24 protein-coding genes are annotated in these 20,003 nt (G+C 68.0%); 4 read left to right on the top strand and 20 right to left on the bottom strand.

Annotated features, from left to right (window positions below; translation table 11 throughout):
- Window positions 1–3: 3 nt before the first annotated feature.
- Window positions 4–1,479, bottom strand: coding sequence for an RNB domain-containing ribonuclease (locus EV671_RS03920; protein ID WP_132569985.1), 1,476 nt, complete (start codon window positions 1,477–1,479; stop codon window positions 4–6).
- 141 nt (window positions 1,480–1,620) lie between these two features.
- Window positions 1,621–4,314 (bottom strand): formate dehydrogenase subunit alpha, encoded by a 2,694-nt coding sequence (gene fdhF / locus EV671_RS03915; protein WP_132569984.1) that lies wholly within the window; start codon window positions 4,312–4,314, stop codon window positions 1,621–1,623.
- A gap of 307 nt (window positions 4,315–4,621) precedes the next feature.
- On the opposite strand from fdhF, the gene EV671_RS03910 reads away from it, so the two are divergent.
- Entirely contained in the window at window positions 4,622–5,164 is a 543-nt protein-coding gene (locus EV671_RS03910) for a c-type cytochrome (protein WP_132569983.1), read from the top strand.
- A 273-nt stretch (window positions 5,165–5,437) separates the two neighbouring features.
- Here the strand turns inward: EV671_RS03910 and EV671_RS03905 are convergent, their stop codons facing one another.
- The 16 genes from EV671_RS03905 to nifH all read right to left on the bottom strand — a co-directional run bounded on the left by EV671_RS03905 (window position 5,438) and on the right by nifH (window position 16,886).
- Window positions 5,438–5,689, bottom strand: coding sequence for an FmdB family zinc ribbon protein (locus EV671_RS03905; protein ID WP_132569982.1), 252 nt, complete (start codon window positions 5,687–5,689; stop codon window positions 5,438–5,440).
- Window positions 5,690–5,731: 42 nt separating this feature from the next.
- Window positions 5,732–6,070 (bottom strand): hypothetical protein, encoded by a 339-nt coding sequence (locus EV671_RS03900; protein ID WP_243655565.1) that lies wholly within the window; start codon window positions 6,068–6,070, stop codon window positions 5,732–5,734.
- A gap of 39 nt (window positions 6,071–6,109) precedes the next feature.
- The gene (locus EV671_RS03895) at window positions 6,110–6,454 is read right to left on the bottom strand and encodes a (2Fe-2S) ferredoxin domain-containing protein (protein ID WP_132569980.1); all 345 of its coding nucleotides are present in this window, start codon (window positions 6,452–6,454) and stop codon (window positions 6,110–6,112) included.
- A 6-nt stretch (window positions 6,455–6,460) separates the two neighbouring features.
- Entirely contained in the window at window positions 6,461–6,898 is a 438-nt protein-coding gene (locus EV671_RS03890) for a nitrogen fixation protein NifQ (RefSeq protein ID WP_132569979.1), read from the bottom strand.
- Between the two features lie 28 nt (window positions 6,899–6,926).
- Window positions 6,927–7,232 (bottom strand): ferredoxin III, nif-specific, encoded by a 306-nt coding sequence (fdxB, locus tag EV671_RS03885; RefSeq protein WP_132569978.1) that lies wholly within the window; start codon window positions 7,230–7,232, stop codon window positions 6,927–6,929.
- An 11-nt stretch (window positions 7,233–7,243) separates the two neighbouring features.
- The gene (locus EV671_RS03880) at window positions 7,244–7,444 is read right to left on the bottom strand and encodes a CCE_0567 family metalloprotein (protein WP_132569977.1); all 201 of its coding nucleotides are present in this window, start codon (window positions 7,442–7,444) and stop codon (window positions 7,244–7,246) included.
- Window positions 7,437–7,916: a NifX-associated nitrogen fixation protein gene (locus EV671_RS03875; RefSeq protein WP_132569976.1), complete on the bottom strand. Its 480-nt coding sequence runs from the start codon at window positions 7,914–7,916 to the stop codon at window positions 7,437–7,439. The genes EV671_RS03880 and EV671_RS03875 overlap by 8 nt, the downstream gene beginning before the upstream one ends.
- Window positions 7,913–8,329 (bottom strand): nitrogen fixation protein NifX, encoded by a 417-nt coding sequence (gene nifX / locus EV671_RS03870; RefSeq protein WP_132569975.1) that lies wholly within the window; start codon window positions 8,327–8,329, stop codon window positions 7,913–7,915. Before nifX ends, EV671_RS03875 begins: the two co-directional genes overlap by 4 nt.
- A 14-nt stretch (window positions 8,330–8,343) precedes the next feature.
- Window positions 8,344–9,783: a nitrogenase iron-molybdenum cofactor biosynthesis protein NifN gene (gene nifN, locus EV671_RS03865; RefSeq protein ID WP_132569974.1), complete on the bottom strand. Its 1,440-nt coding sequence runs from the start codon at window positions 9,781–9,783 to the stop codon at window positions 8,344–8,346.
- A 113-nt stretch (window positions 9,784–9,896) separates the two neighbouring features.
- Window positions 9,897–11,342, bottom strand: coding sequence for a nitrogenase iron-molybdenum cofactor biosynthesis protein NifE (gene nifE / locus EV671_RS03860; protein ID WP_132569973.1), 1,446 nt, complete (start codon window positions 11,340–11,342; stop codon window positions 9,897–9,899).
- A gap of 100 nt (window positions 11,343–11,442) precedes the next feature.
- A complete protein-coding gene (hscB, locus tag EV671_RS03855) occupies window positions 11,443–11,967 on the bottom strand; it encodes a Fe-S protein assembly co-chaperone HscB (RefSeq protein WP_132569972.1) in 525 nt (174 codons plus the stop codon).
- Complete coding sequence (locus EV671_RS03850) at window positions 11,957–12,442, bottom strand: hypothetical protein (protein WP_132569971.1); 486 nt, start codon at window positions 12,440–12,442, stop codon at window positions 11,957–11,959. The genes hscB and EV671_RS03850 overlap by 11 nt, the downstream gene beginning before the upstream one ends.
- The gene (locus EV671_RS03845; protein WP_132569970.1) at window positions 12,442–12,762 is read right to left on the bottom strand and encodes a hypothetical protein; all 321 of its coding nucleotides are present in this window, start codon (window positions 12,760–12,762) and stop codon (window positions 12,442–12,444) included. The genes EV671_RS03850 and EV671_RS03845 overlap by 1 nt, the downstream gene beginning before the upstream one ends.
- A gap of 127 nt (window positions 12,763–12,889) precedes the next feature.
- Window positions 12,890–14,449 (bottom strand): nitrogenase molybdenum-iron protein subunit beta, encoded by a 1,560-nt coding sequence (nifK, locus tag EV671_RS03840; RefSeq protein WP_132569969.1) that lies wholly within the window; start codon window positions 14,447–14,449, stop codon window positions 12,890–12,892.
- 34 nt (window positions 14,450–14,483) lie between these two features.
- Window positions 14,484–15,944 carry a nitrogenase molybdenum-iron protein alpha chain gene (gene nifD / locus EV671_RS03835; protein ID WP_132569968.1) on the bottom strand — a complete coding sequence of 487 codons (1,461 nt, stop codon included), beginning with the start codon at window positions 15,942–15,944 and terminating at the stop codon, window positions 14,484–14,486.
- Window positions 15,945–16,004: 60 nt separating this feature from the next.
- Window positions 16,005–16,886: a nitrogenase iron protein gene (gene nifH / locus EV671_RS03830; protein WP_132569967.1), complete on the bottom strand. Its 882-nt coding sequence runs from the start codon at window positions 16,884–16,886 to the stop codon at window positions 16,005–16,007.
- 363 nt (window positions 16,887–17,249) lie between these two features.
- Between nifH and EV671_RS03825 the strand changes: the two genes are divergently transcribed.
- The 3 genes from EV671_RS03825 to EV671_RS03815 are packed head-to-tail and all read left to right on the top strand — an operon-like array spanning window position 17,250 to window position 18,628.
- Window positions 17,250–17,654, top strand: a complete 405-nt coding sequence (locus tag EV671_RS03825) for a group II truncated hemoglobin (RefSeq protein WP_132569966.1) — start codon at window positions 17,250–17,252, stop codon at window positions 17,652–17,654.
- Between the two features lie 40 nt (window positions 17,655–17,694).
- Complete coding sequence (locus tag EV671_RS03820) at window positions 17,695–18,288, top strand: hypothetical protein (protein WP_132569965.1); 594 nt, start codon at window positions 17,695–17,697, stop codon at window positions 18,286–18,288.
- Between the two features lie 10 nt (window positions 18,289–18,298).
- On the top strand, window positions 18,299–18,628 hold the full coding sequence (locus EV671_RS03815; protein ID WP_132569964.1) for a rhodanese-like domain-containing protein: 330 nt from the start codon (window positions 18,299–18,301) through the stop codon (window positions 18,626–18,628).
- Here the strand turns inward: EV671_RS03815 and EV671_RS03810 are convergent.
- Window positions 18,614–19,441, bottom strand: a complete 828-nt coding sequence (locus tag EV671_RS03810) for a tRNA nucleotidyltransferase (protein ID WP_165917460.1) — start codon at window positions 19,439–19,441, stop codon at window positions 18,614–18,616. The genes EV671_RS03815 and EV671_RS03810 overlap by 15 nt on opposite strands.
- Window positions 19,442–19,801, bottom strand: a complete 360-nt coding sequence (locus tag EV671_RS03805) for a hypothetical protein (RefSeq protein ID WP_132569962.1) — start codon at window positions 19,799–19,801, stop codon at window positions 19,442–19,444.
- Window positions 19,802–20,003 lie beyond the last annotated feature (202 nt).

Genomic DNA, 20,003 nt, shown 5'->3' with positions numbered 1-20,003 from the left:
TTCTCAGCCGTAGGCGACGTTGAAATCGATGAAGCCCCGCTCGACATCCGTCGAACTGAGCTTGACCCTGAGTCGCTGGCCCACCCGCAAGGCGGGCAGGCGCCCCACCAGCATGCCTTCGGCGGGGGGCGAGAAGATGCGAACCCACGAGCCGGCGTCGCCATGGCCGGTCACGACGGCGTCGAAGGTCCGGCCGATGAGCGGCGCCAGGAAGAGCGCGGCCTCGGACTTGCGCATGCGGCGCTCCACCTTGCGTGCCGCGTCTTCCTGCTGCGTGCAATGCAGCGCCAGGGCCTCCAGCTCGGCCGGGCTGTAGGGAGGGGCGGTGCCGCACAGCAAGGCCTTCATCATCCGCAGCGTGATCAGGTCGGGGTAGCGCCGATTCGGCGCGGTCGAATGGGTGTAGTCGCGCTCCGCCAGGCCGAAATGCCCGATGGGCGCCGCGCCTGGGCGCTCGACCACGTACTCGCCCGCGCCCATCAGCTTGATGACCACCAGCGACAAGTCGGGAAAGCGCAGGGGATCGGCACGGTGGCGCCGCGCGAGGAAGCCCTGCAGGGCCTTGGCGTCGGGTGCCGTGGGCAGCGATTCGCCGTATTCGCGCGCCAGCTCGACCAGCCTCAGCCAGCGTTCGGGCGAGCGCACCACCCGGCGCACCGAGGCGCCGCCGTGCTCGGCGAGGAAGCGTGCCGTGCAGGTGTTGGTGGCGATCATCAGCTCCTCGATCAGCTGGCGGGCGCGGTTGTGCTCCTGCTGGCGCAGATCCACCAGCTTGTCGCCGTCGAAAACGGCGCGCGGCTGGAAGGTCTCGAACTCCAGCGACCCTTGCGCGTGGCGGCGGGCCCGCAGGCGCTGGGCGGTCTCATCCTGCACGCGAAGCTGGGCATCCATGCCGGCCACGGCGCCGGCGGCAGCCGGCAGCGCACCCTGACCGATCAGCCATGCGGACACGGTGTCATAGGCCAGCTTGGCCCGGTTGTGCACCCAGGCGCGCCGAACCCGGGGAGCCGAGATGTCGCCTTGCGCATCGACCACCATCTCGGTCACCAGCGCGAGCCTGTCCTGGCCCGGGTTGAGCGAGCTGAGGTCGGTCGACAGGCGCACGGGCAGCATCGGAAAGACCCTGGCCGAGGTGTAGACCGATGTGGTGTTGGTGCGTGCGTGGTCGTCGATGGCCGAGCCGCGCGGCACCAGCGCATCCACGTCCGCCACGGCGACGAAGATGCGCACCGCCCCGTCAGCCAGTGGCTCGCAGGCGCTGAGCTGATCCAGATCAAGCGAGTCGTCGTTGTCGATCGAGCACCACGGCAGTGAGCGGAGGTCGGCCACTTCCGGGCCGGCTATGGGCGCGGCGCTGCCCAGCGCGGCCAGTTCGCGTTCGACGGCGGCCGGGAACTCGGGCACGAGACCGCGTTCCAGCATGGCGTCGCAGGCGATGCGGGCCAGGTCAGCCCGGCTCCAGTGGCGAGGGTTGTGCATGCGTCACTGTAGCCCCGCGCCAGCAGGCGCCGGGCCGCCCAGGTGGTCGGTGCAGCCCATCCATACCAGCACGGCAAGCGCGACCAGCAGGCCACCAGGCTCCGTCATCGGCGAGGGAGCAGGGCTTGTGAACGCTCCGTCTCAGCGCGGCGCCTGGCCCGCGCGCGCCACTTGAGCGGCCGTCAACTTGTACTCGGGAGCCTGGACGATGCTGTCGCGCTCGGGGCTGGTGACCCGGTTCAGTGCCACGGCCGGATCATGGAAGCTGGCGAACAACTGGCCTGGCTGGACCTGCCCGCTGATCCGCAGCGGCAGCTCGGCACAGCCATGCCGGCTGCGCAGCTGCAGCAGTTCGCCGTCCGCGAACGCCAGCCGGGCGGCGTCGGCGGGGTTCATGTCCAGCGTGTCCGTCGCGCGCAGGTCGGACAGGGGGCCGCGCCCGCTCATCGTGCCGGCGTTGAACTGGTACAGGTTGCGGCCCGTGCTGAGCAGGAAGGGGAACTCGGCATCCGTGCGCTCGGCGCTGGGGCGATAGTCCACCACGCGCAGCGTGGCGGTCGGCCCGTTGGCGAAGCCTTCGGTGTGCAGCACGGCCTGGCCGGGGTCGGCCTCGTCGCGGCAGGGCCACAGCAGGCCGCCCCGACCGAGCCTTGCATAGCTCAGCCCCGCGCCGTCTGGCCAGACCGCCCGCACCTCGTTCCAGATCGACTCGGCATCGGCGTAGTTGAAATGCTCTCCCAGGCCCATGGCTGCCGCCAGCTCGCACAGGATCTGCCAGTCCGGCCTGGCCTCGCCCAAGGGAGGCAGCGAGCGGCGCACGCGCTGCACACGCCGCTCGGCGTTCATGAAGCTGCCTTCCTTCTCGAAGCTGCTGGCCGCCGGCAGGAAGACGTCGGCCTGGCGGGCGGTTTCGTTGAGGAACAAGTCCTGCACGACCAGCAGGTCCAGCTTGCGCAGCGCGCTGCGCGTCGCCGCCTGGTGGGCGAGGCTGAGGTCGATGTCGAAGCCCACGACGTAGAGCGCCTTCAAGCGCCCGGCCTCGGCCGCATCCATCATCTCCAGCAGATTCAGGCCGCGGTTGTGCGGCAACGGCGCTTGCCAGGCGGCCTCGAAGCGGGCGCGGCTCGCCTCCAGCGACTGCGACCCGGTCAGGGTGCCGGGTTCGCAGCCCATCAGCGCCGCGCCCTGCACATTGTTCTGGCCGCGCAGCGGATTGATGCCCGCGCCGCGCCTGCCGAGGTTGCCGGTGAGCAAGGCGAGGTTGATCAGGCACATCACGCCCTCAGTGCCCTGGCTGTGTTCGGTCACGCCCAGGCCATGCAGGCACATGGCCGGGCCGCTGCCGGCATACAGGCGCGCGGCCTCGCGTATCTGTGCGGCCGGCACGCCGCAGATCGCCGCGGCGCGCTCCGGCGTCCAGGCCTGCAGGAAGCTGCGCAGGGCCTCGAGGCCCTCGACACGCGCCGCGACGAATCCCGCATCGAACAGACCCTCTTCGACGATGACATGCGCCATTGCGTTGAGCAGGGGCACGTTGGTGCCCGGGCGCAGCGCCAGATGCAGGCGCGCCTGCCGGGCCAGCTCGGTGCGGCGCGGGTCGATGACGATGGCCTGGGCCGCGCCGCGCAGCAGGCGCTGCTTGATGCGCGCGCCGACGACCGGATGGCTTTCGCTCGGGTTGGCGCCGACGATCAGGAAGCAGCGCGCCAGCTCGATGTCGTCGAAGCTGTTGGTGGCGGCGCCGGTGCCCAGCATCATCTTCATTGCCGCGGCGCTGGGGGTATGGCAGACCCGCGCGCAGCAGTCGACGTTGTGGGTGCCGATGACCAGCCGGGCGAACTTCTGCACCAGGTAGTTGTCTTCGTTGGTGGCGCGCGCCGAGCCCAGCACGCCGACCGCGTCCGGGCCGTGGGTGTCGATGACGCGGCGCAGGCGCTGCGCCACGGCGTCCAGGGCCTGGGACCAGCCGGATGCCTGCCATTGGCCGTCTTCCTGCCTGAGCAGGGGCTGACGGACGCGCTCGGGCGAGCGCTCGTAGGCATGCCCGTTGCGGCCCTTGGCGCACAGATGCCCCTTGTTGACCGGCGCGTCCAGCACCGGCCGGACCGAGACGATGGCGTCGGCGGCCGTGCCCACCTCGATCTCGCAGCCGACCCCGCAGTAGGCGCAGACGCTGTGCGTCCAGCGCTCGGCCGGCGGCTGGCCGAGGCCGGGGCGGTCGAGCAGGGCGGTTGTCGGGCAGGTGTCGACACAGGCGCCGCAGGCGACGCAGGAACTCGCGGCCAGCGTGCCGCCGGAGTCCGGCACGATGTGGATGCCGGCGCCATGGCCGAGGACATGCCAGACCGACTGGCCCTGCAGCTCTTCGCAGATGCGCACGCAGCGATAGCAGGTGATGCAGCGCGAAGGGTTGAAGCGGATCAGCGGATGGGATTCGTCCACCGCGCCCCGCGGCGCCGGCTCTGCGTCGCCGGGCGCCAGCCCGTGGCGCCGCAGCTCGCGATGCAGGGCCTTGTCCGGATGGCCTTGCAGGTCGGCGCTGCTGCAGCTCTGGGCCATCCACTCGAGCAGCTGGTGGCGGTAGCGCTCCAGCGCCGGGCTGCTCGTGACGATGCGCATGCCCTCGGCGACGCGGGTGTTGCAGCTGGTCACCGGGTGCTCCTGCCCCTGCAGCTCGACGCAACACAGGCGGCAATGCGCGCCGGGTTGTATGCGCGGGTCGGAGCACAGCGCCGGCGGTGCGATCCCCAGGCCCTGCAGCAGGCTGAGGATGGTGTCGCCGGAGCGGGCCTGTTGCGGCTGCCCGTCGACCGTCAGCTTCGTCGTCCCCGTCATCTTGCCCTCGCTTGCCGCGTTGCCTGGCCGGGCCTCGTGGCCCGCTCACTCTCGGTGTGCGGACCTTAGCGGGCCTGCGGGCTCCGGCCTTGAGCTAGCGCAAGCCGTGCTGCGCTGTGCCTCCTACAGTTGACGGGCAAGGGGGCGGAACTGCCATGGAGGCTCCAGATGCGCTTGTTGCCAGGCAGGGTGTCCGGCGGGGCATTGCTGGCTTGCCGTGATGCAGGCAACGAATTGAGCGACGACGCCGGGCTGTCGGGTTGATGCGCGGTGGCATGGACTTTTCTACACGCTGGGAGAACAGCTCATGAACGCAGGACAGCAGAGGGCGCCGGGGAGCTTCATCCCGGCAGTCATGGGGCGGCATCGCCGGCGGGCTGCGTCCTGTGCGCTGGCCCTGGCGGCCCTGGCGGCTCTGGCCACGGGCTGCGCGGTGGAGGTGCAGAACACCAGGCCGGCGCGGGATCTGGCGCGCAACGCCTTGCCGGCCGGCGATGTCCAGGCCGGCTGGCGCGTGTTCCAGCAGAAATGCGCCAGCTGTCACGGCGCTCCCGCCACCGGCACGGCCAATGGCCCCGACCTGCTGCCGAGGATTCGTGAAATGGGCGCACACCAGTTCGTGGGCCTGGTGCTCAGGCGCTACGACTGGATACTCGCCGCCGCCGAGTCCAGCCCCGACAGTGCCGCGCAGGACACGATGGTCGAGAAGATCGTGCAAGGCAGGGAAGGGACGCTGGTGATGCCGGCCTGGCAGGGTGACCCCGCCGTGACGGCCCACATCATCGACCTCTACGCCTATCTGTCCGCACGCGCCGAAGGCACCCAGGGGCCAGGCCGCCCGCTGCGGTAGCAGAGCTGGTTGCAGGGGGCTCTGGAAATGAAAAGGCCGACTGAGAACAGTCGGCCTTGAATGGTGGTGGAGAGGAGGATCGCAAACGCCTCAGCAGGCCGCACCAAGCAACATATGGCGCTTCTAGTCCGTCCTCATCTGCTGCGAAAGTTACTGCATATCTGGCGTTGTGGAAAAGTGCTCGCGGGCCGACGGCCGCTTCGCAGTCAGGCGTCGTCTGGTCCAGCGATCTGGCCGGCAGGTCGCGTCGTCAAGCTGCGGATGGTGATTCAGTCAGACAGGCTTACCCTTGAGTAGCCGCGCCTGATCGGTCGTGCTGTAGTTGTTGAATAGGCCCTGGGCATGAGCGGCGCGCCGGTTGGACTGGCGGATCGCCTCGATCTTGCCGGCAGGCGCCAAACGTGAAACGAGCAACCTGGTGAGGGTTGGGCTGCCGCATTGCGGGCAAGTGGGCATCTCGCCATTGCGCACCAACCGCTCGAATCCGGCCTTGCAGGCGTCGCATTGGAAGTCAAAAAGAGGCATGGCGGGCTCCAGGGATGGTCCAGGAAATGGGCTGCACTGCTGTCATGGCCTGAAGTCGAAGAGCACCGGCTCGTTGTGCCGGTACACCCGCAGCCAAGACAGCGTTACGGGCACAGGGCCGTGTGCGGCGTCCCAGCCGAGTTCATCGCCGTCGATGGCCGCCGAGCTAAAGCCGTATTGCACGCTACGCCAGCTTCCCCAGTCGATCTCCGGCATCGCTTGCCGGGTGGAGCAGGGCAGGGCGAGCAGGGTGTCGGCCACCAAGCAGAGCAGGCGGCGCACTTCGTGGCGAGTCAGGCGGGAGCGCCGGAACTCGGCAGCCTCGACGTTGTCGATCAGCACGAGTACGCCCTCGCTTGCCTCCTGGATGACCTCGAGCATGGCAGCTTGGAGCATGATGAGCCGGCAGACTTCGGTCGCTCAGACCCTGGGCAGGACGACGAGCCTCTCGACGGGCGTGCCACCCTTGAAGTGGCAATCGACGATTTCGTCGATGTCGGCTTCACTGCGAGGCGCATACCAGAGGCCCTGCGGGTAGACCACCATCAGCGGCCCCGCCTGACAGAAGCCCATGCAGCCGGTCATTGTGACGGCGATGCCGCCCAGGCGCTCACGGTCCACCCGCATTTGCAGCCGCTCCACCAGGGCCTTGGCGCCGCCCTCGGCGCAGGAGCCGCGGGGGTGGCCGGGCGGCCGGGACTGCATGCAGCCGAAGGCATGGATCTGGAAGACGAGCGGGAGGTCGGGGGCGTCGGTGTCGGACATGGGGCCTCAGGACAGTTCAGGACCGAAGCACTGCGCGTGGTCGGTGCACACGGCGCAGCTCGGTGACTTGCAGATGGAGATTTCCTCGCGCTCGCAGAGCTGCTTGTAGAGGAACTTCTTCCATTTCATGTTCTGTTGGTTGCGCGCCGCCAGGCGCGGGAAGTGCCGTTCGATGAGCGCCGTGAGCTCGGCGCGGGACGCCAGCTGCAGGTCCTGCCAGAGGTGGTTGTCGCCGAGGCAGGCGAGAGCGATCACCTCCGCCACGGCGCGGGCGAGGCCAGCGGGCATACCGGGCGGATCGGGCTCGGCGTGTGCGAGCAGCAACTCGCGCACGTCGTCCACCTCGTCGTCGCGTCGCGCCCGGCGCTGCAGCGCCAGCGGCGTAGGCGCCGGCAGTTCGCGCCGGACCTGCAGCAAGGATGGGTCGGTGGGGCGGTCATCCATGCGGCAAACCTCCCTCGGGTCGCGCCTGTCACGCCGCCAGCGCGGCGTGCGTATAGCACTTCTTCGGGCAGATCTTGGAGCAGGCGGTGCAGCCGATGCACAGCTCGCCGTGGGCGATGGTCATCACCTTCTTCTCGTACTCCTCGTCGTCGTCATCGTCGAGCGAGACCTGCACGCGCTCGCCATCCTCGTCCAGGCCGACCATCGCCAACACGCCGCGCGGGCAGACCTTGAAGCATCGGCCGCAGCCGATGCAGGTGGCTTCGTTGATGTTCTGGACGAACTTGGGTTCCCAGACAGCGCCGCTGGGCAGGGTGACGGTGAAGCTGCTCATGTTGGGCTCCTTCAGGAAGCCTGGGCGTCGGCCAAGCGTTCGCGGGCGGTCATCAGTGCCGCGTGCGCGTCATGAGCCGCTTGCGCCACGTCGAGGATGCGTTCCCAGTTCGTCGGCAGCTCCTCGGAGAGGTCGTGCAAGTCCATCTTGGCCTGCGTGGCCTTGGCGTTGAGCCGCTTGGCCTCGGCCCTCAGCGTGTCGAGGTCAGCCATAGGTTGCGACCTCCCGGTGGTTCTGCACCATCTGCACGCCTTCGGCCACTAGCTTGTTGCCGGCCTCGGCGAGCTTGGTGAGGCTGGCGTAGCCGAAACGGTGGACATCGCGCAGATAGCGGTTGACGACGATCAGCCGACCAGTGGTGAGCACGGTGCGGCCAAAGCCTTCGTGACTCATCTTGGTCATGGGGCTGACCATGCAGCCCGTCGCGCGTTCGATGCACAGGCCGATGGCGTTGTGGAAGAGCTCCAACCGCCACAGCGTGTCGGGGTCGGGGTCGCCCATCATGGGCAGTGCCTTGCGCTGCTCGGCGGTGAGCACGAAGGGCGCGAGCAACTGGGCGTCGCTCTTGCCCTCCCAGGTGCCGTGCGTGTCCTGGGCTCGGAGTTGCTTGACCAGCTCGCGAATGAAGCCGTCCTGCAGCAGCGTCGCGTTGTCGGGGGCGTCCACGGTGGCGGTGTCCGTCATGCCTTCACCTTTTCGTCGTCGTCTTCGAATTCGGCGGCGCGTTGCTGGTCCTTCATCAGGGCCTTGCGCAGCCACGGGGGCGGGGTGCCTTTGAGCACCTCCTTCATCCTGTCGAGCAGCTCGGCGATGGACTCCGGCTGCGCCACCTTGATGGGGTGGATCTTTTGCGCGACCACGCGCGCCGCGGCACTGCCGCCGATGGCAGCCACATAGACGATGGCGCAGTCGGCGATGGCGGCGAGCTTGGGCCCGAGCTTGTCCTCGTTGCCGTCCTCGGCGAGATCCTCACCGAAGGGGAAGGTCTGCAGGTGGCGGTGGCCGCTGGCGTCGAGCTCGTAGACGGCCAGGAACTTGGCCCAGCCGAAGTGCGCATCGACGCGCTGCTGGTCCTGGGTGGCAAAGGCGATCTTCATGGTGGGCCTTTCGATCATGAGGTTGCGGTCAGCGCCGCCGCCGCGTCGCGGCGCGGCAGGCGCGGGATGTCGGTGCCGAGGTGGGCTACTTCGGGCAGACCCTGGGCGGCGGCGATGGCCGTCGGCGGCAGCGGCCAGTCCGCGGGACCGTGGTGAGGGATCTGATCGATGAACACGTTGCCCACCTCGTAGACCAGCCGCCGCGTGCCGCGGTAGCCAGCGTGGCAGATGTGCGCGTTGCCGATGCGGTCGAAGATTGGGAAACCGAGGCGGAACAGTGGCCTGCTCAGGCGCTCGGCGGCCTGGCGGCCGTGCGAGTGCGTCATCAGCAGGTCGCAGCCGGCCTCGCGGGCGCCCTGCTCGAAGTCCTCCAGGTCACCGATCAGCACGCGCTCCACGGGCAGTTTCGCCAGCAGCGGCGATGGCGTGGTGGTCACGCACACGGGCAGCTCGGCGCCCATCTCCAGTAGCAGGCTGCCGACCGCGAACAGCAAGTCGGGTTCGGCGCCCAGCGCGATCTTCTTGCCACCGAAATGGAAGTGGCCGTCCAGCATGGCGTCGACGAGTTGGCTGCGCTGGCGGCGCAGACGCCGCGGCACGGGCCGGCCGGAGAGCTCGCTCAAGGTCTGCACGAAGCGGTCCACCGCCAGCAGGCCGGTGACGCGGTCGACGACGGTGAAGGGCACGCCGCAGCGCGCCTGCAGCGCCTGCGCGGCCGCGCGCATCTGCTCACCGATGGCCAGCGTGTGGGTGGCGCCGCCCAGCGCCCGCAGCTCCGCCAGCGTGGTGCCCCCCAGCGTCGTGCCCAGCCAGTCGTCGGGGATGTGGCCGTCCAGCGAGCCCGACAGGTCGGGCACGAAGGTCGGTGCCAGGCCGAAGGCTTCGACCAGCTCGCGTAGCTCCTCGATGTCGCCGGGGCTGAGGTGGCAGCCGGCCAGCACGTTGATGCGGCGCGCGTCCTTGGGCGTATCGTTCACTTCTGGCAGTTGCCCGACGAGGGCCTCGACGGCCTTGGCCCAGCCGTCCTGCAGCGCGCCGACGTAGTCAGGCGTGGAGACGTAGACGACTGCCGTGTCGGCGAGCTCCGGGTGCTTCTGTCGTGCCAGGCGTACATAGGCCTCGACGTCATCGCCCTTGGTCTCGGTCAGACCGGTCGAGCACATCGCGATCAGTGCCGGCTTGGCTCGGGCGCGGATGTTGAGCAGGGCTTTCTCGACGTTGTCGTAGCCGCCCATGATGGTGGTGGCCTCGTTCATTGCCGTGGTCTGCAGCGGGATGGCTTCCTTGAAATGGCGCACCAGCAGCACGAGGCCGAAGGACGTGCAACCCTGGCTGCCGTGCATCACCGGCATGCACGACGCCAGCCCCATGAAGGCGAAGCTCGCGCCGAGCGGCTGGCTCATCTTCAGCGGGTTGACAGCGCAGGCTTTCCTGCTTTCGGTGACGAGGGCCATGGGACTGCTCTCCAGGGGATGACGGACCTATTGCAGGTTTGGTGCCAGCGCCAAGTGCTTGATTCATCGAGGCCGGCGACGGACCGCTTGCAGCGAACGCGACAAAGCCGACGTCAAGGCGGCGCCGCTTCGGCCGCCAGTTGCTTGGCGCTGGGGGCTTGCAGCAGCGCGTCGACCGCGTCCCAGGGCGCTGGCGTGCGCACCTGGGTCCACACCGGGTTGAACAGCGCCTTGGCGATCTCCTCGACCATGGTGACCATGCCCTCGTAGCCGGCAAAGGCGTGGTGGCGCTCCTGGTTGATGTCCATCCAGGGCATGCGGGCCTTGAGGGCCACGAACTGGCTGCGGCCGCCGCTGAGCATGATGTCGGCCTTGGCGTCGCGCAGCATGGCGTACATCTGGCGCGGCGTCATGTCGTCGATCATGTGGGCGTCATCACCCATGATCTCCTTGATCTTCTCCTTGTCCTCCCGAGTGCTCTTCTTGATCGAGGTGCCGACGACCTCCAGGCCGGCTTCCTGCAGCGCCGAGACGACCGACCAGCTCTTCACGCCGCCCGTGATCAGCAGCACTTTCTTGCCCGCGAGGCGGTCGCGGTAGCCGCGGATGCGCTCCCAGGCGCGCGCCTCCTCGATCTCGATGAGGGCTTCGGTTCGGTCGTTGAGCTCAGGGTGGGCGCCGCGCTCCACCAGCAGCCGCGCGATCTCGCGCAACGTGGTGCTCATGTCGCTGATGCCGTAGAAGCTGCCTTCGAAGTACGGGATACCCCAGCGTTGCTGCATCTTGGTCGCGATGTTGATCATCGACTTGCTGCAGACCATCATGTTGGCGCGTGCCCGGTGGGCGCTGGCCACCTCGGCGTAGCGGCCGTCGCCCGAGATGCACGACAGCACGCGCACGCCTAGAGCGTCCAGCAGCGGCTTGACCTGCCAGAGCTCGCCCGAGAGGTTGTACTCACCGATGATGTTGATGTCGTAGGGTGTGGTGCGCTCGGGTTCCAGGGTCCCGACGACGTAGTCCAGCAGGGCCTCCGCGCCGAGCTTGTTGCCCAGGTTCTTGGGGCCAGCAAAGCCCGGCGCGTTGACGGGGATGACGGGCTTGCCGAACTTCTCGCTGGCCCGCTTGCAGACGGCTTCGATGTCGTCGCCGATCAGGCCGGTCACGCAGGTCTGGTAGACGAAGATGGCCGGCGGGTCGTGCCGTTCGCATATCTCGCGAATGCTCTTGAAGAGGCGCTTCTCAGCACCGTAGATGACGTCGAGCTCGTTGATGTCGGTCGTGAAGCCGGTGCGGTAGGTCATGACGCTGGACGAGGCACTGTGGCGGTTGTCCCAGCTGTTGCCTTCGCAGGCGATGGGGCCGTGCACGAGGTGGGCCACGTCGACGATGGGCTGCAGCGCGATCTTGGCGCCGTCGAAGGCACAGCCCCCAGCCGCAGCGCCCGGCGTCAGCTGCTTGGTGCAGCCCTTCTTACGCTCCTTGGCGCTCTTGGCCTGATTTTTGTCGCACCCGGGCTCGTCGAAGACATCGGCGATCTTGGCATTCAGGCTGGCGGACATGGCGACCCTCCGTTGCAGGACATGGCCTGTTCAAAGCAGCTTCGGTGCCAGCCTGCGCGGTGGCGATTGGCGGGTTTACGACAAGGCACCGCAGGCCGCCTCAGCCGTCGAGCCGCGCGTCCAGGTCCGTCGCGAAGCGGGCGATGAACATCAGCGCCTGCACGGAGCCAGCCGCGGCCGGCCAGTCCTGCCGGCCGTCGATGTGCTCGGCGAGCTCACGCAGCAGGGTCTCGCGGTTCGTCCGCACGACGTCGGCCAGGGCTTGCACGGCGTCCCGGGCGCCCGCGGCCTCCAGCGCCTCGCGCCACTCCATCTGCTGCATCAGGAAGCTACGGGGCAGCAGGTTGCGTCCGGCGCTCACGTCGATGCCGTTCAGTCCGCAGAGGTAGGCCGCGCGGCCGACGGGCTCCTTCAGTCGCTGGTAGGCCTCGTTCACCCGCATGGCCCATTGCAGGGCCAACTGCTGCGTGGCGCCGCCCTGACTGGCGAAGCGGTCGGGGTGGACCTGGGCCTGCAGCGCGCGCCAGCGGGCGTCGACCTCGGTGCGATCCAGGGCTTGGCGGCGTGGCAGGCCGAACAGGCTGAAGTCGTCGTCGGCCAGCGAGGCGGTCGGCTCAGAGGTCATCGGCCAGAGCCTCGACGGCGATCAGCTGCTGGCGCAACGCCCAGCGCGCGCGCCAGCCGCCCGGCGCGTCGTACAGCGGGTCGGGTAGGTCCACTGCCGCCAACGCATGCGGCTCGTTCTCGTAGAACTTCCACTGTCCGCCGCGCGCGCGCAGCGCCGCGAAGCAGGCCTCCTCGCAGCGCGTGGGCTGCGGGGCGTAGAGGCCGGCTTCGTGCAGATAGTCGGCGCGGTGCAGCAGGGTGTCCCAGCCGTCCGCGTCGCCCAGTGCGCAGATGCCGGGGAAGCGCTCGCGCACGCCGCCCGCGGCCGGGCTCTCGTCGAACAGTGCGAGCAACTCGCGCGCGCTGGCACGGTCCCAGATGGCATGGGCGGGCAGCGCGTCGCCGGCGGCCACCTTGCGCAGCAAGTCGTCCGCATCGAAGGCGAACCAGGCGCTCGCCTCGCCGGCTGCAGGTTGATGGATGACGTAGATCATCAGTCCGTGCCTTCGGCCATGGCCTTCTGCCAGACCGCACGCTGCAGGCGCTCCTGCACGGCGCGGGGCGAGCCGTCGAAGCTGTCGTTCGCGCGGCGCAGCGCCGCCTGCGCCACCGAGGCTTCGGGCAGCGTCAGCGGCAGGCGCCCGGCCATGTGGGTGGCGCCCGGCACGGCCTTCAGGATGGCCTGCCGGTTGGGGTGCTCGTCCAGCGGCGTCAACTCGCTGGCCTCGGGCCGCCCCGCCAGGCAGACCCAGCCGTCGATGACCTCCACGCGGCGGTCATCAAGGGTGCACTTCACGAACACGGCTTCCGTCATGCGAGTCTCCGTTCAACCCATGGCGCACGCCGCGTGGACGGCGTCCGCGATGGACTGAGGCGCTGGGGCCAGACCCCAGCGCCTGCGGTGGCGCTGCTGCCGTCGTGCTGACGGCAGCCGTCGCCCATCACCTGATGATGTCGTAGGAGTAGTCGGTCTTGGCCGGCACGATGGTGTTGGCGTCCAGCGTCTCGAAGAACTCGTCCAGCAGCATCACGAGCGTGCGCATGGCGCCCTCATAGCCCCAGATGGGGTAGCGGTGGTAGTGGTGGCGGTCGAAGATCGGGAACACCATGCGGATCAGCGGTGTGCCGGTGTCGCGCTCCAGGTATTTGCCGTAGGTGTTGCCGATCAGGAAGTCCACCGGCTCCGTGTAGAGAAGGCTGCGCATATGCCAGAGGTCGCGCTTGGGGTAGACCTTGCCGTCCTTGCCGTAGGGCGAGGCCTCCAGCACGGCACGGACCTTGGTGGCCCAGTCCTCGGTGCCGTTGGTTGCGAGGATGTGGGTGGGTTCGGCGCCCAGCTCCAGCAGGAACTGGGTCAGGCCCAGCATCATGTCGGGGTCGCCGTAGAGCGCGTACTTCTTGCCGTGCAGGTGGGCCTGGCTGTCGGCCATGGCGTCCACCAGCTGGCCTCGCTCCTTTTCCAGCTGGGCGGGCACCGGCTTGCCGGTCAGGCGCGAGATGGCCATGACGAACTCGTCGGTGCCGCTCACGCCGATGGGGCTGTTCAGCACCACGACTTCCTGGCCCTTCTCGGCGATGTACTTGGCCGTCTTCTCGCAGCTGTACTGCTGGAAGACGATGGTCGCCTTGGCGTTGAGCGCCTTCTCGATGTCGGCCTTGGTCGTGCCGCCTTCGAACATGCGGAACTCGCCGTCGGTCGGCGTGTTCCAGACTTCGGAGGGGTCGCAGAGGATGGTCGCGTCCACGCCGAAGAGGTCGAAGATGCGCCGGATCTCCTTCATGTTGCCGACGACGAAGCCGTCGAAGCCACCGATGAAGTTGATGCTCTCGCCCGGCTCGCGCTTGAGCGGCTCGGCCGCGCCGGACTTGCCGTCCCAGAAATGCTGCAGGATGCCCAGCAACGCGTTGTCATAGCCGGTCACATGGCTGCCGACGAAGGCCGGCGTGTGCGCGAAGGGCACGTCGAACTCAGCCGGCACGCTGCCCTTTTCCTTCGAAGTCTTGATGAAGGCGTTGAGGTCGTCGCCAATCACCTCGGCCATGCAGGTCGTCGAGACGGCGATCATGTCCGGCTTGTAGAGGTTGTAGGTGTTGGCCAGGCCGTCGATCATGTTGTTCAGCCCGCCGAACACAGCCGCGTCCTCCGTCATCGACGACGAGACGCAGCTGGTCGGCTCCTTGAAGTGGCGGCTGAAGTGGCTGCGGTAGTAGGCCACGCAGCCCTGCGAGCCGTGCACGAAGGAGAGCGTCTTGGCGAAGCCGTTGGCGACGAAGACGGCGCCCAGCGGCTGGCAGGCCTTGGCCGGGTTGACCACGAGCGAGTCGCGGGCGAAGTTCTTGTCCCTGTACTCCTTGCTCTTGGTCCAGTCGCGGATCTCCTCGACCTTGGCGTCCGGGTGGTTGTATTCGAAGTTCTGCTTCTTGTTCGTGAAGAGCTCCTGGTATTCGGGCTCGCGGAAGAGCAGCTCGTGGTCGATGACCTTGTCGGCGTTCTGAGGCATGGTGTTACTCCTTCAGGGTGTCGTGGGCCGGCCCTCAGGCCGCTTTCTTCCAGGGGGCCTTGGCCAGGCCCCAGACCGGCGAGCTGATGGCCATGTCCATGTCGCGGGCGAAGATGGCGAAACCGTCGTAGCCGTGATACGGGCCGCTGTAGTCCCAGCTGTGCATCTGGCGGAAAGGCACGCCCATCTTCTGGAAGACGTACTTCTCCTTGATACCGGAGCCGATCAGGTCGGGCTTGATCTTGTCGACGAACTTCTCGAACTCGTAGCCGGTCACGTCGTCGTAGATCAGCGTCGAGTCCTTGATGTAGTGGGTGGTGCGCTGGTAGTCGTCGTTGTGGCCGAACTCGTAGCCCGTGCCGACCACCTCCATGCCCAGGTCCTCGTAGGCGCCGATGACGTGGCGAGGACGCAGGCCGCCGACGTAGAGCATGACCGTCTTGTCCTGCAGGCGCGGCTTGTAGCGGGCGACGACGGCATCCACCAGCGGGCGGTACTTGGCGATGACCTTCTCGGCATTGGCCTTGATGGTGTCGTCGAAGTGGCTGGCGATTTCACGCAGGCTCTTCTCGATCTGGGTCGGGCCGAAGAAGTTGTATTCCACCCAGGGAATGCCGTACTTCTCTTCCATGTACCGGCTGATGTAGTTCATCGACCGGTAGCAGTGCAGCACGTTGAGCTTGGCCTTAGGCGTGTTCTCCAGCTCGGCGATGGTGCCGTCGCCCGACCACTGCGCGATCACGCGCAGGCCGATCTCCTCCAGCAGGATGCGGCTGCTCCAGGCATCGCCGCCGATGTTGTAGTCTCCGATGATGGCCACGTCGTAGGGCGTGGCGACGAACTCGCGCTCCTTCTTGGTCTTACCTTCGAAGACCCAGTCGCGGATGGCGTCGTTGGCGATGTGGTGGCCCAGCGACTGGCTCACGCCGCGGAAACCCTCGCAGCGCACCGGCACGATAGTGTGGCCTTCGTACTCCTTGGCCTTCTTCTTGGAGACGGCCTCGATGTCGTCGCCGATCAGGCCGATCGGGCACTCGCTCTGGATGGAGATGCCCTTGTTCAGCGGGAAGAGGTCCTGGATCTCGTCGATGATTTTGTCGAGTTTCTTGTCGCCGCCGAAGACGATGTCCTTCTCCTGGAAGTCGGAGGTGAACTGCATCGTCACGAAGGTGTCGATGCCGGTGGTGCCGATGTAGTAGTTGCGGCGGGCGGCCCAGCTGTACTGGCCGCAGCCGACCGGACCGTGGGAGATGTGGATCATGTCCTTGATCGGCCCCCACACCACGCCCTTGGAGCCCGCATACGCGCAGCCGCGGATGGTCATCACGCCCGGGAGGGACTTGATGTTGGACTTCACGCCGCAGTCGGGCTTGCCTTCTTCGAAGGTGCCGAGGTGCTTGGCGCGCCGCTTGGCCATCTTTTCGGGATAGGCCTTGAGGACTTCGTCGATCAGGGCCTTGTTCGCGGCCTTGCGGTCTTCAACCGTGATGCTCATTTGATGCTCCGTGGTGCGAGGGAGGGGGCAGCCCGGGGCGCTGCCCCGGGGGACGCGGGCTCAGGCTGCCAGCGCAGCGGCGGCCTTGCCGACCTGGCTCTCGTCGATCTGCTTCATGATCCCGTGCTCCATCAGCAGGTCTTCCAGCTGGTCCATCGTGATGGGCGTGGGGATGGTGCCGTTGCCGGCGTTGTTGTGGATCTTCTGGGCGAGGGTGCGGTACTCGCCGGCCTGCTTGGAGTCGGGGGCGTACTCCAGCACCGTCATGCGGCGCAGCTCGGCGTGCTGGACGATGTTGTCGCGCGGCACGAAGTGGATGAGCTTGCTGCCCAGCATCTTGGCCAGGGACTCGGCCAGCTCCAATTCCTTGTCGGTCTGACGCTCGTTGCAGACCAGGCCGCCCAGGCGCACGCCGCCGGAGTTGGCGTATTTCAGGATGCCCTTGGAGATGTTGTTGGCCGCGTACATGGCCATCATCTCGCCCGACATGACGATGTAGATCTCCTGCGCCTTGTTCTCGCGGATGGGCATGGCGAAGCCGCCGCAGACCACGTCGCCCAGCACGTCGTAGGAGACGTAGTCCACGCCGTCATAGGCGCCGTTCTCCTCGAGGAAGTTGATCGAGGTGATCACGCCGCGGCCGGCGCAGCCGACGCCCGGCTCCGGACCGCCGGACTCCACGCAGCGGATGTCCTTGTAGCCAATCTTCATGACGTCCTCGATCTCGAGGTCCTCCACCGAGCCGGCTTCGGCGGCGAGCGAGAGGATGGTGTCCTGCGCCTTGGCGTGCAGGATGAGGCGGGTCGAGTCGGCCTTGGGGTCGCAGCCGACGATCAGGATCTTCTGGCCGAGGTCCGACAGCGCCGCGAGTGTGTTCTGCGAGGTGGTGGACTTGCCGATGCCGCCTTTGCCGTAGAAGGCGATTTGACGAAGGGATGCCATTGGGTACTCCAGTAGGTGGATAGAGGTTGGACGAGACTTCGAAAGGTCGTCGCGATCTCGATGCAGCCTTCGGTGCCGTGTGGGTCTTCTTAGAAGCTTCCCGGGGCATGACATGGGTTCCGCGCAACTGCGATAACGCAATGCGCGTGCCATGTCTGCTGCGCGAGGCCAAGTGCTTGTTTTGCCGAGAGAAAACCCCGTTGATCGGGCCAGCGCAGGGGTGCGGCGGTGCGCGTGGACTTTGTTCGGAACCCGACAAAGCAGGGGCCCGTCAGGGCGGGCCGGACAGGCCTGCATTGCCTGCCTCTCCAGGGAAGACGCGGGCGCGGCGCAAGCTGGTACGACCGTTGCGTCTACCTACGCATGGACGTATCCACGACACCGGCCAACCCGCACTTCGAGCGCCTCGGCGGCCACGGTGCCATCGAACGCCTCGTCGACGCCTTCTACCGCGCGATGGACGAGCTGCCGCAGGCCCGCGCCATACGCGCCATGCACGAGGTCGATCTCGGCCCGACGCGCCGCCTGCTCACACGCTATCTGAGCGAATGGATGGGCGGTCCCAGGCTGTACACGCCGGATCGCGGGCCGCCCAAGCTGCGCCGCCGGCACCAGGCCTTCGCCATCGACGGCGCCGCGCGCGACGCCTGGATGGCCTGCATGCGCCGTGCGCTGGCCGAGACCTGTGCCGACGCCGGCCTGCGCGCGGAGCTCGACGCCGCCTTCCACAAGGTGGCCGACTTCCTGCGCAACACCGACACACCCTGAACCCACCCCCCATCCCGATTCCCAACGCCTGGAGCACACTGTGACCACCACTCTCGAACAAACCGCCTTCGCCCGCCTTCAATCGGAGGGCAGGCTGCTGAACAGCGTGCTCAAGGGCGCCACGCACAAGCCCGGCCGCGCGGGCTTCCGCGGCGACCTCGCACTGAAGTTCCCGGCCAAGATGGCCGACGAGGCCCGCCCGCCGGAGATCTCCAGCGACCAGGTCATCGCCGTCGCCCATGAAGGCCAGCCCTACATCGCCTTCTTCGCCGGCTTCCTGCTGAGCTTCGAGTACATCCAACTGCTGGCCGAGGTGCTGGCCGAGACCCTCAGCCCCCAGGGCAAGTACTTCCTGTTCGTCGACAACATCGACATCAGCAAGAAGTACGTGGTCGACTTCGGTGGCGCCACCTTCTATGTGCTGCCCATCGATGAATCCACCGTCTACAACGAGCTGCTGTCCCTGCTCTACATCGAGAAGAACGAGCTGAAGAAGCTGGACACCGCCGGCAAGACCGATGCGGTGGCCGACAAGGCGCTCGCGTTCACCGGGATCTTTGAGCGCATCAGCTTCGAGGAGGGCGTGAAGGCCATGGGCCCGGTGCGCAACATCTACGAGAACCGCCCGGTGTGAGGCCCGGCCCGTGAGCGGGGGCGCGACCCGTCGCCTGCAGGCCGCCGACCTACCGGCCTGGCTGCAGGCCCATCCCGGGGCCCTGCTGCTGGACGCGCGCGACGCTGCCGCCCATGCCCAGGCCTGCCTGCCCGGCAGCCCGCACCTGGACGGTCGCTACCACGAGGCGCTGCTGCTATGCGAGCCGCGCACGCGGCCCTTGCTGGTCTACTGCTACCACGGCCATGCGAGCCTCGCCCATGCGCAGATGTTTCGTGACTTCGGTTTCACGGCCGTGTGTGACCTCGCTGGCGGCTGGGCTGCCTGGCTGGCCTGGCAGCCCGCCTCAGCGCGGCCGTAGCGCCGCGTGGATGGCCTCGGCACGGGCCTGCAGCGCCGCGTCGGCCGACAGGCCCTTAACGGCCACCTGCCCGGCGGCCCGCTGGGCCAAGCGCAGCCGTGCCGCCTTGGCATAGTCGGCTGCGTGGTGGCCCGGGTAGGCCGCCCAGTCACAGGCGGCCAGGGCCAGCAGTTGTTCGAAGCGCTCGGGCTGCTCGCCTGCCTGCAGGCGTGCGAGCAATTGGGCGATGGGACCGGCCCGCATGTCGCTGACGGCGTGGATGCGGTCCAGCACGTCCACCACCAGGTGGGCGAGGGCCAGTGCCGGCGCCGGCACCGTGACGCGCCGGGCCAGTGCCTGCAGTGCGGCATGGGCGCGCAGTTCCTGCTTGTAGTGGCTGGGCCAGATCTCGCGGGGCGTGCCTGCCTTGCCTATCTTGTGCATCAGGGCCGCGAAGCGCAGCGCAGGCGGCGCGCCCGCGCGAGCCACTTCGTCCACGAAGCGCCACTGGTGCTCGCCCACATCCTGCCACTCGCGCCCGTCGGACAGTTGCGGTACGCCGAACAGTGCCGCCACCTCCGGCAGCAGAACGGCGAGCACGCGGTGCCGGCGCAGCGCCTCGAAGGCCAGCGACGGCTGTGGCGCCAGAAGCGCCGCCTCGATGAGCTGCCAGCGTGCGCCTGGGCTCATGCGCACGATGCCGCCGCGCGCCATCAGCAACACGAGCGCCGCTGCCAGACGCACGGCCTGCGGCGGGGCGGACCCGGGCAAGGCCGTGCCGGGATCACCGCTGCTGCGCAGCAGGTCGCGCAGCTCGTCGACGTTCGTCATCATTCAGCCCGGCGACCACTCGAACAGCCGGGGCTGCCGACGCCTGAGGTCCTGCAACAGCGCCAGGGTCTGGGGTACGAGGCCGTTGACGGCGTACCAGATTTCCTCGCGGCGCGGCTGCACGCCACGGCGCAGCTTGTCGTGCAGCGCGGCCCAGCCCACCCAGTCGGCCTGGTGGAGCTTCTGGTGGAGCTGTGGCGTCACGTTGCCCAGCGTGTGGGCCATGATCAGAAGTTGGGCCTCGATGGCGCGCAGCGTCAGTGTGGACCTGAACAGCTCGTCCTCGCCCTGCATCTCGTGCGTCAGCTCGCTGATGCTGGCACCGGTGTCGATGACGATGTCGTACAGGCTGCGCAGGTACATCGGGCGGGGCTCCGTGGTTCGGCACGTCCGTCTGTGCGCGGCGGCCGATTTGTCGGGATTCGGACGCGAACGCGCCCGCCCGTCCCGGGGTTGCAGCCTCCGTGCCAACCGCCACTCAGCCTAGATTCGCAGTTGGGCGCGCAGACCAGCGGGCGCGCAGCGCAGCTCACCGAGGTGGTGATCGCCGCCCCGGCGCGACGGC

This window comes from Roseateles saccharophilus (genome assembly GCF_004342485.1).
Classification (GTDB): Bacteria; Pseudomonadota; Gammaproteobacteria; order Burkholderiales; family Burkholderiaceae_C; genus Pelomonas; species Pelomonas saccharophila.
This window is presented reverse-complemented; position numbering and strand designations above follow the sequence as displayed.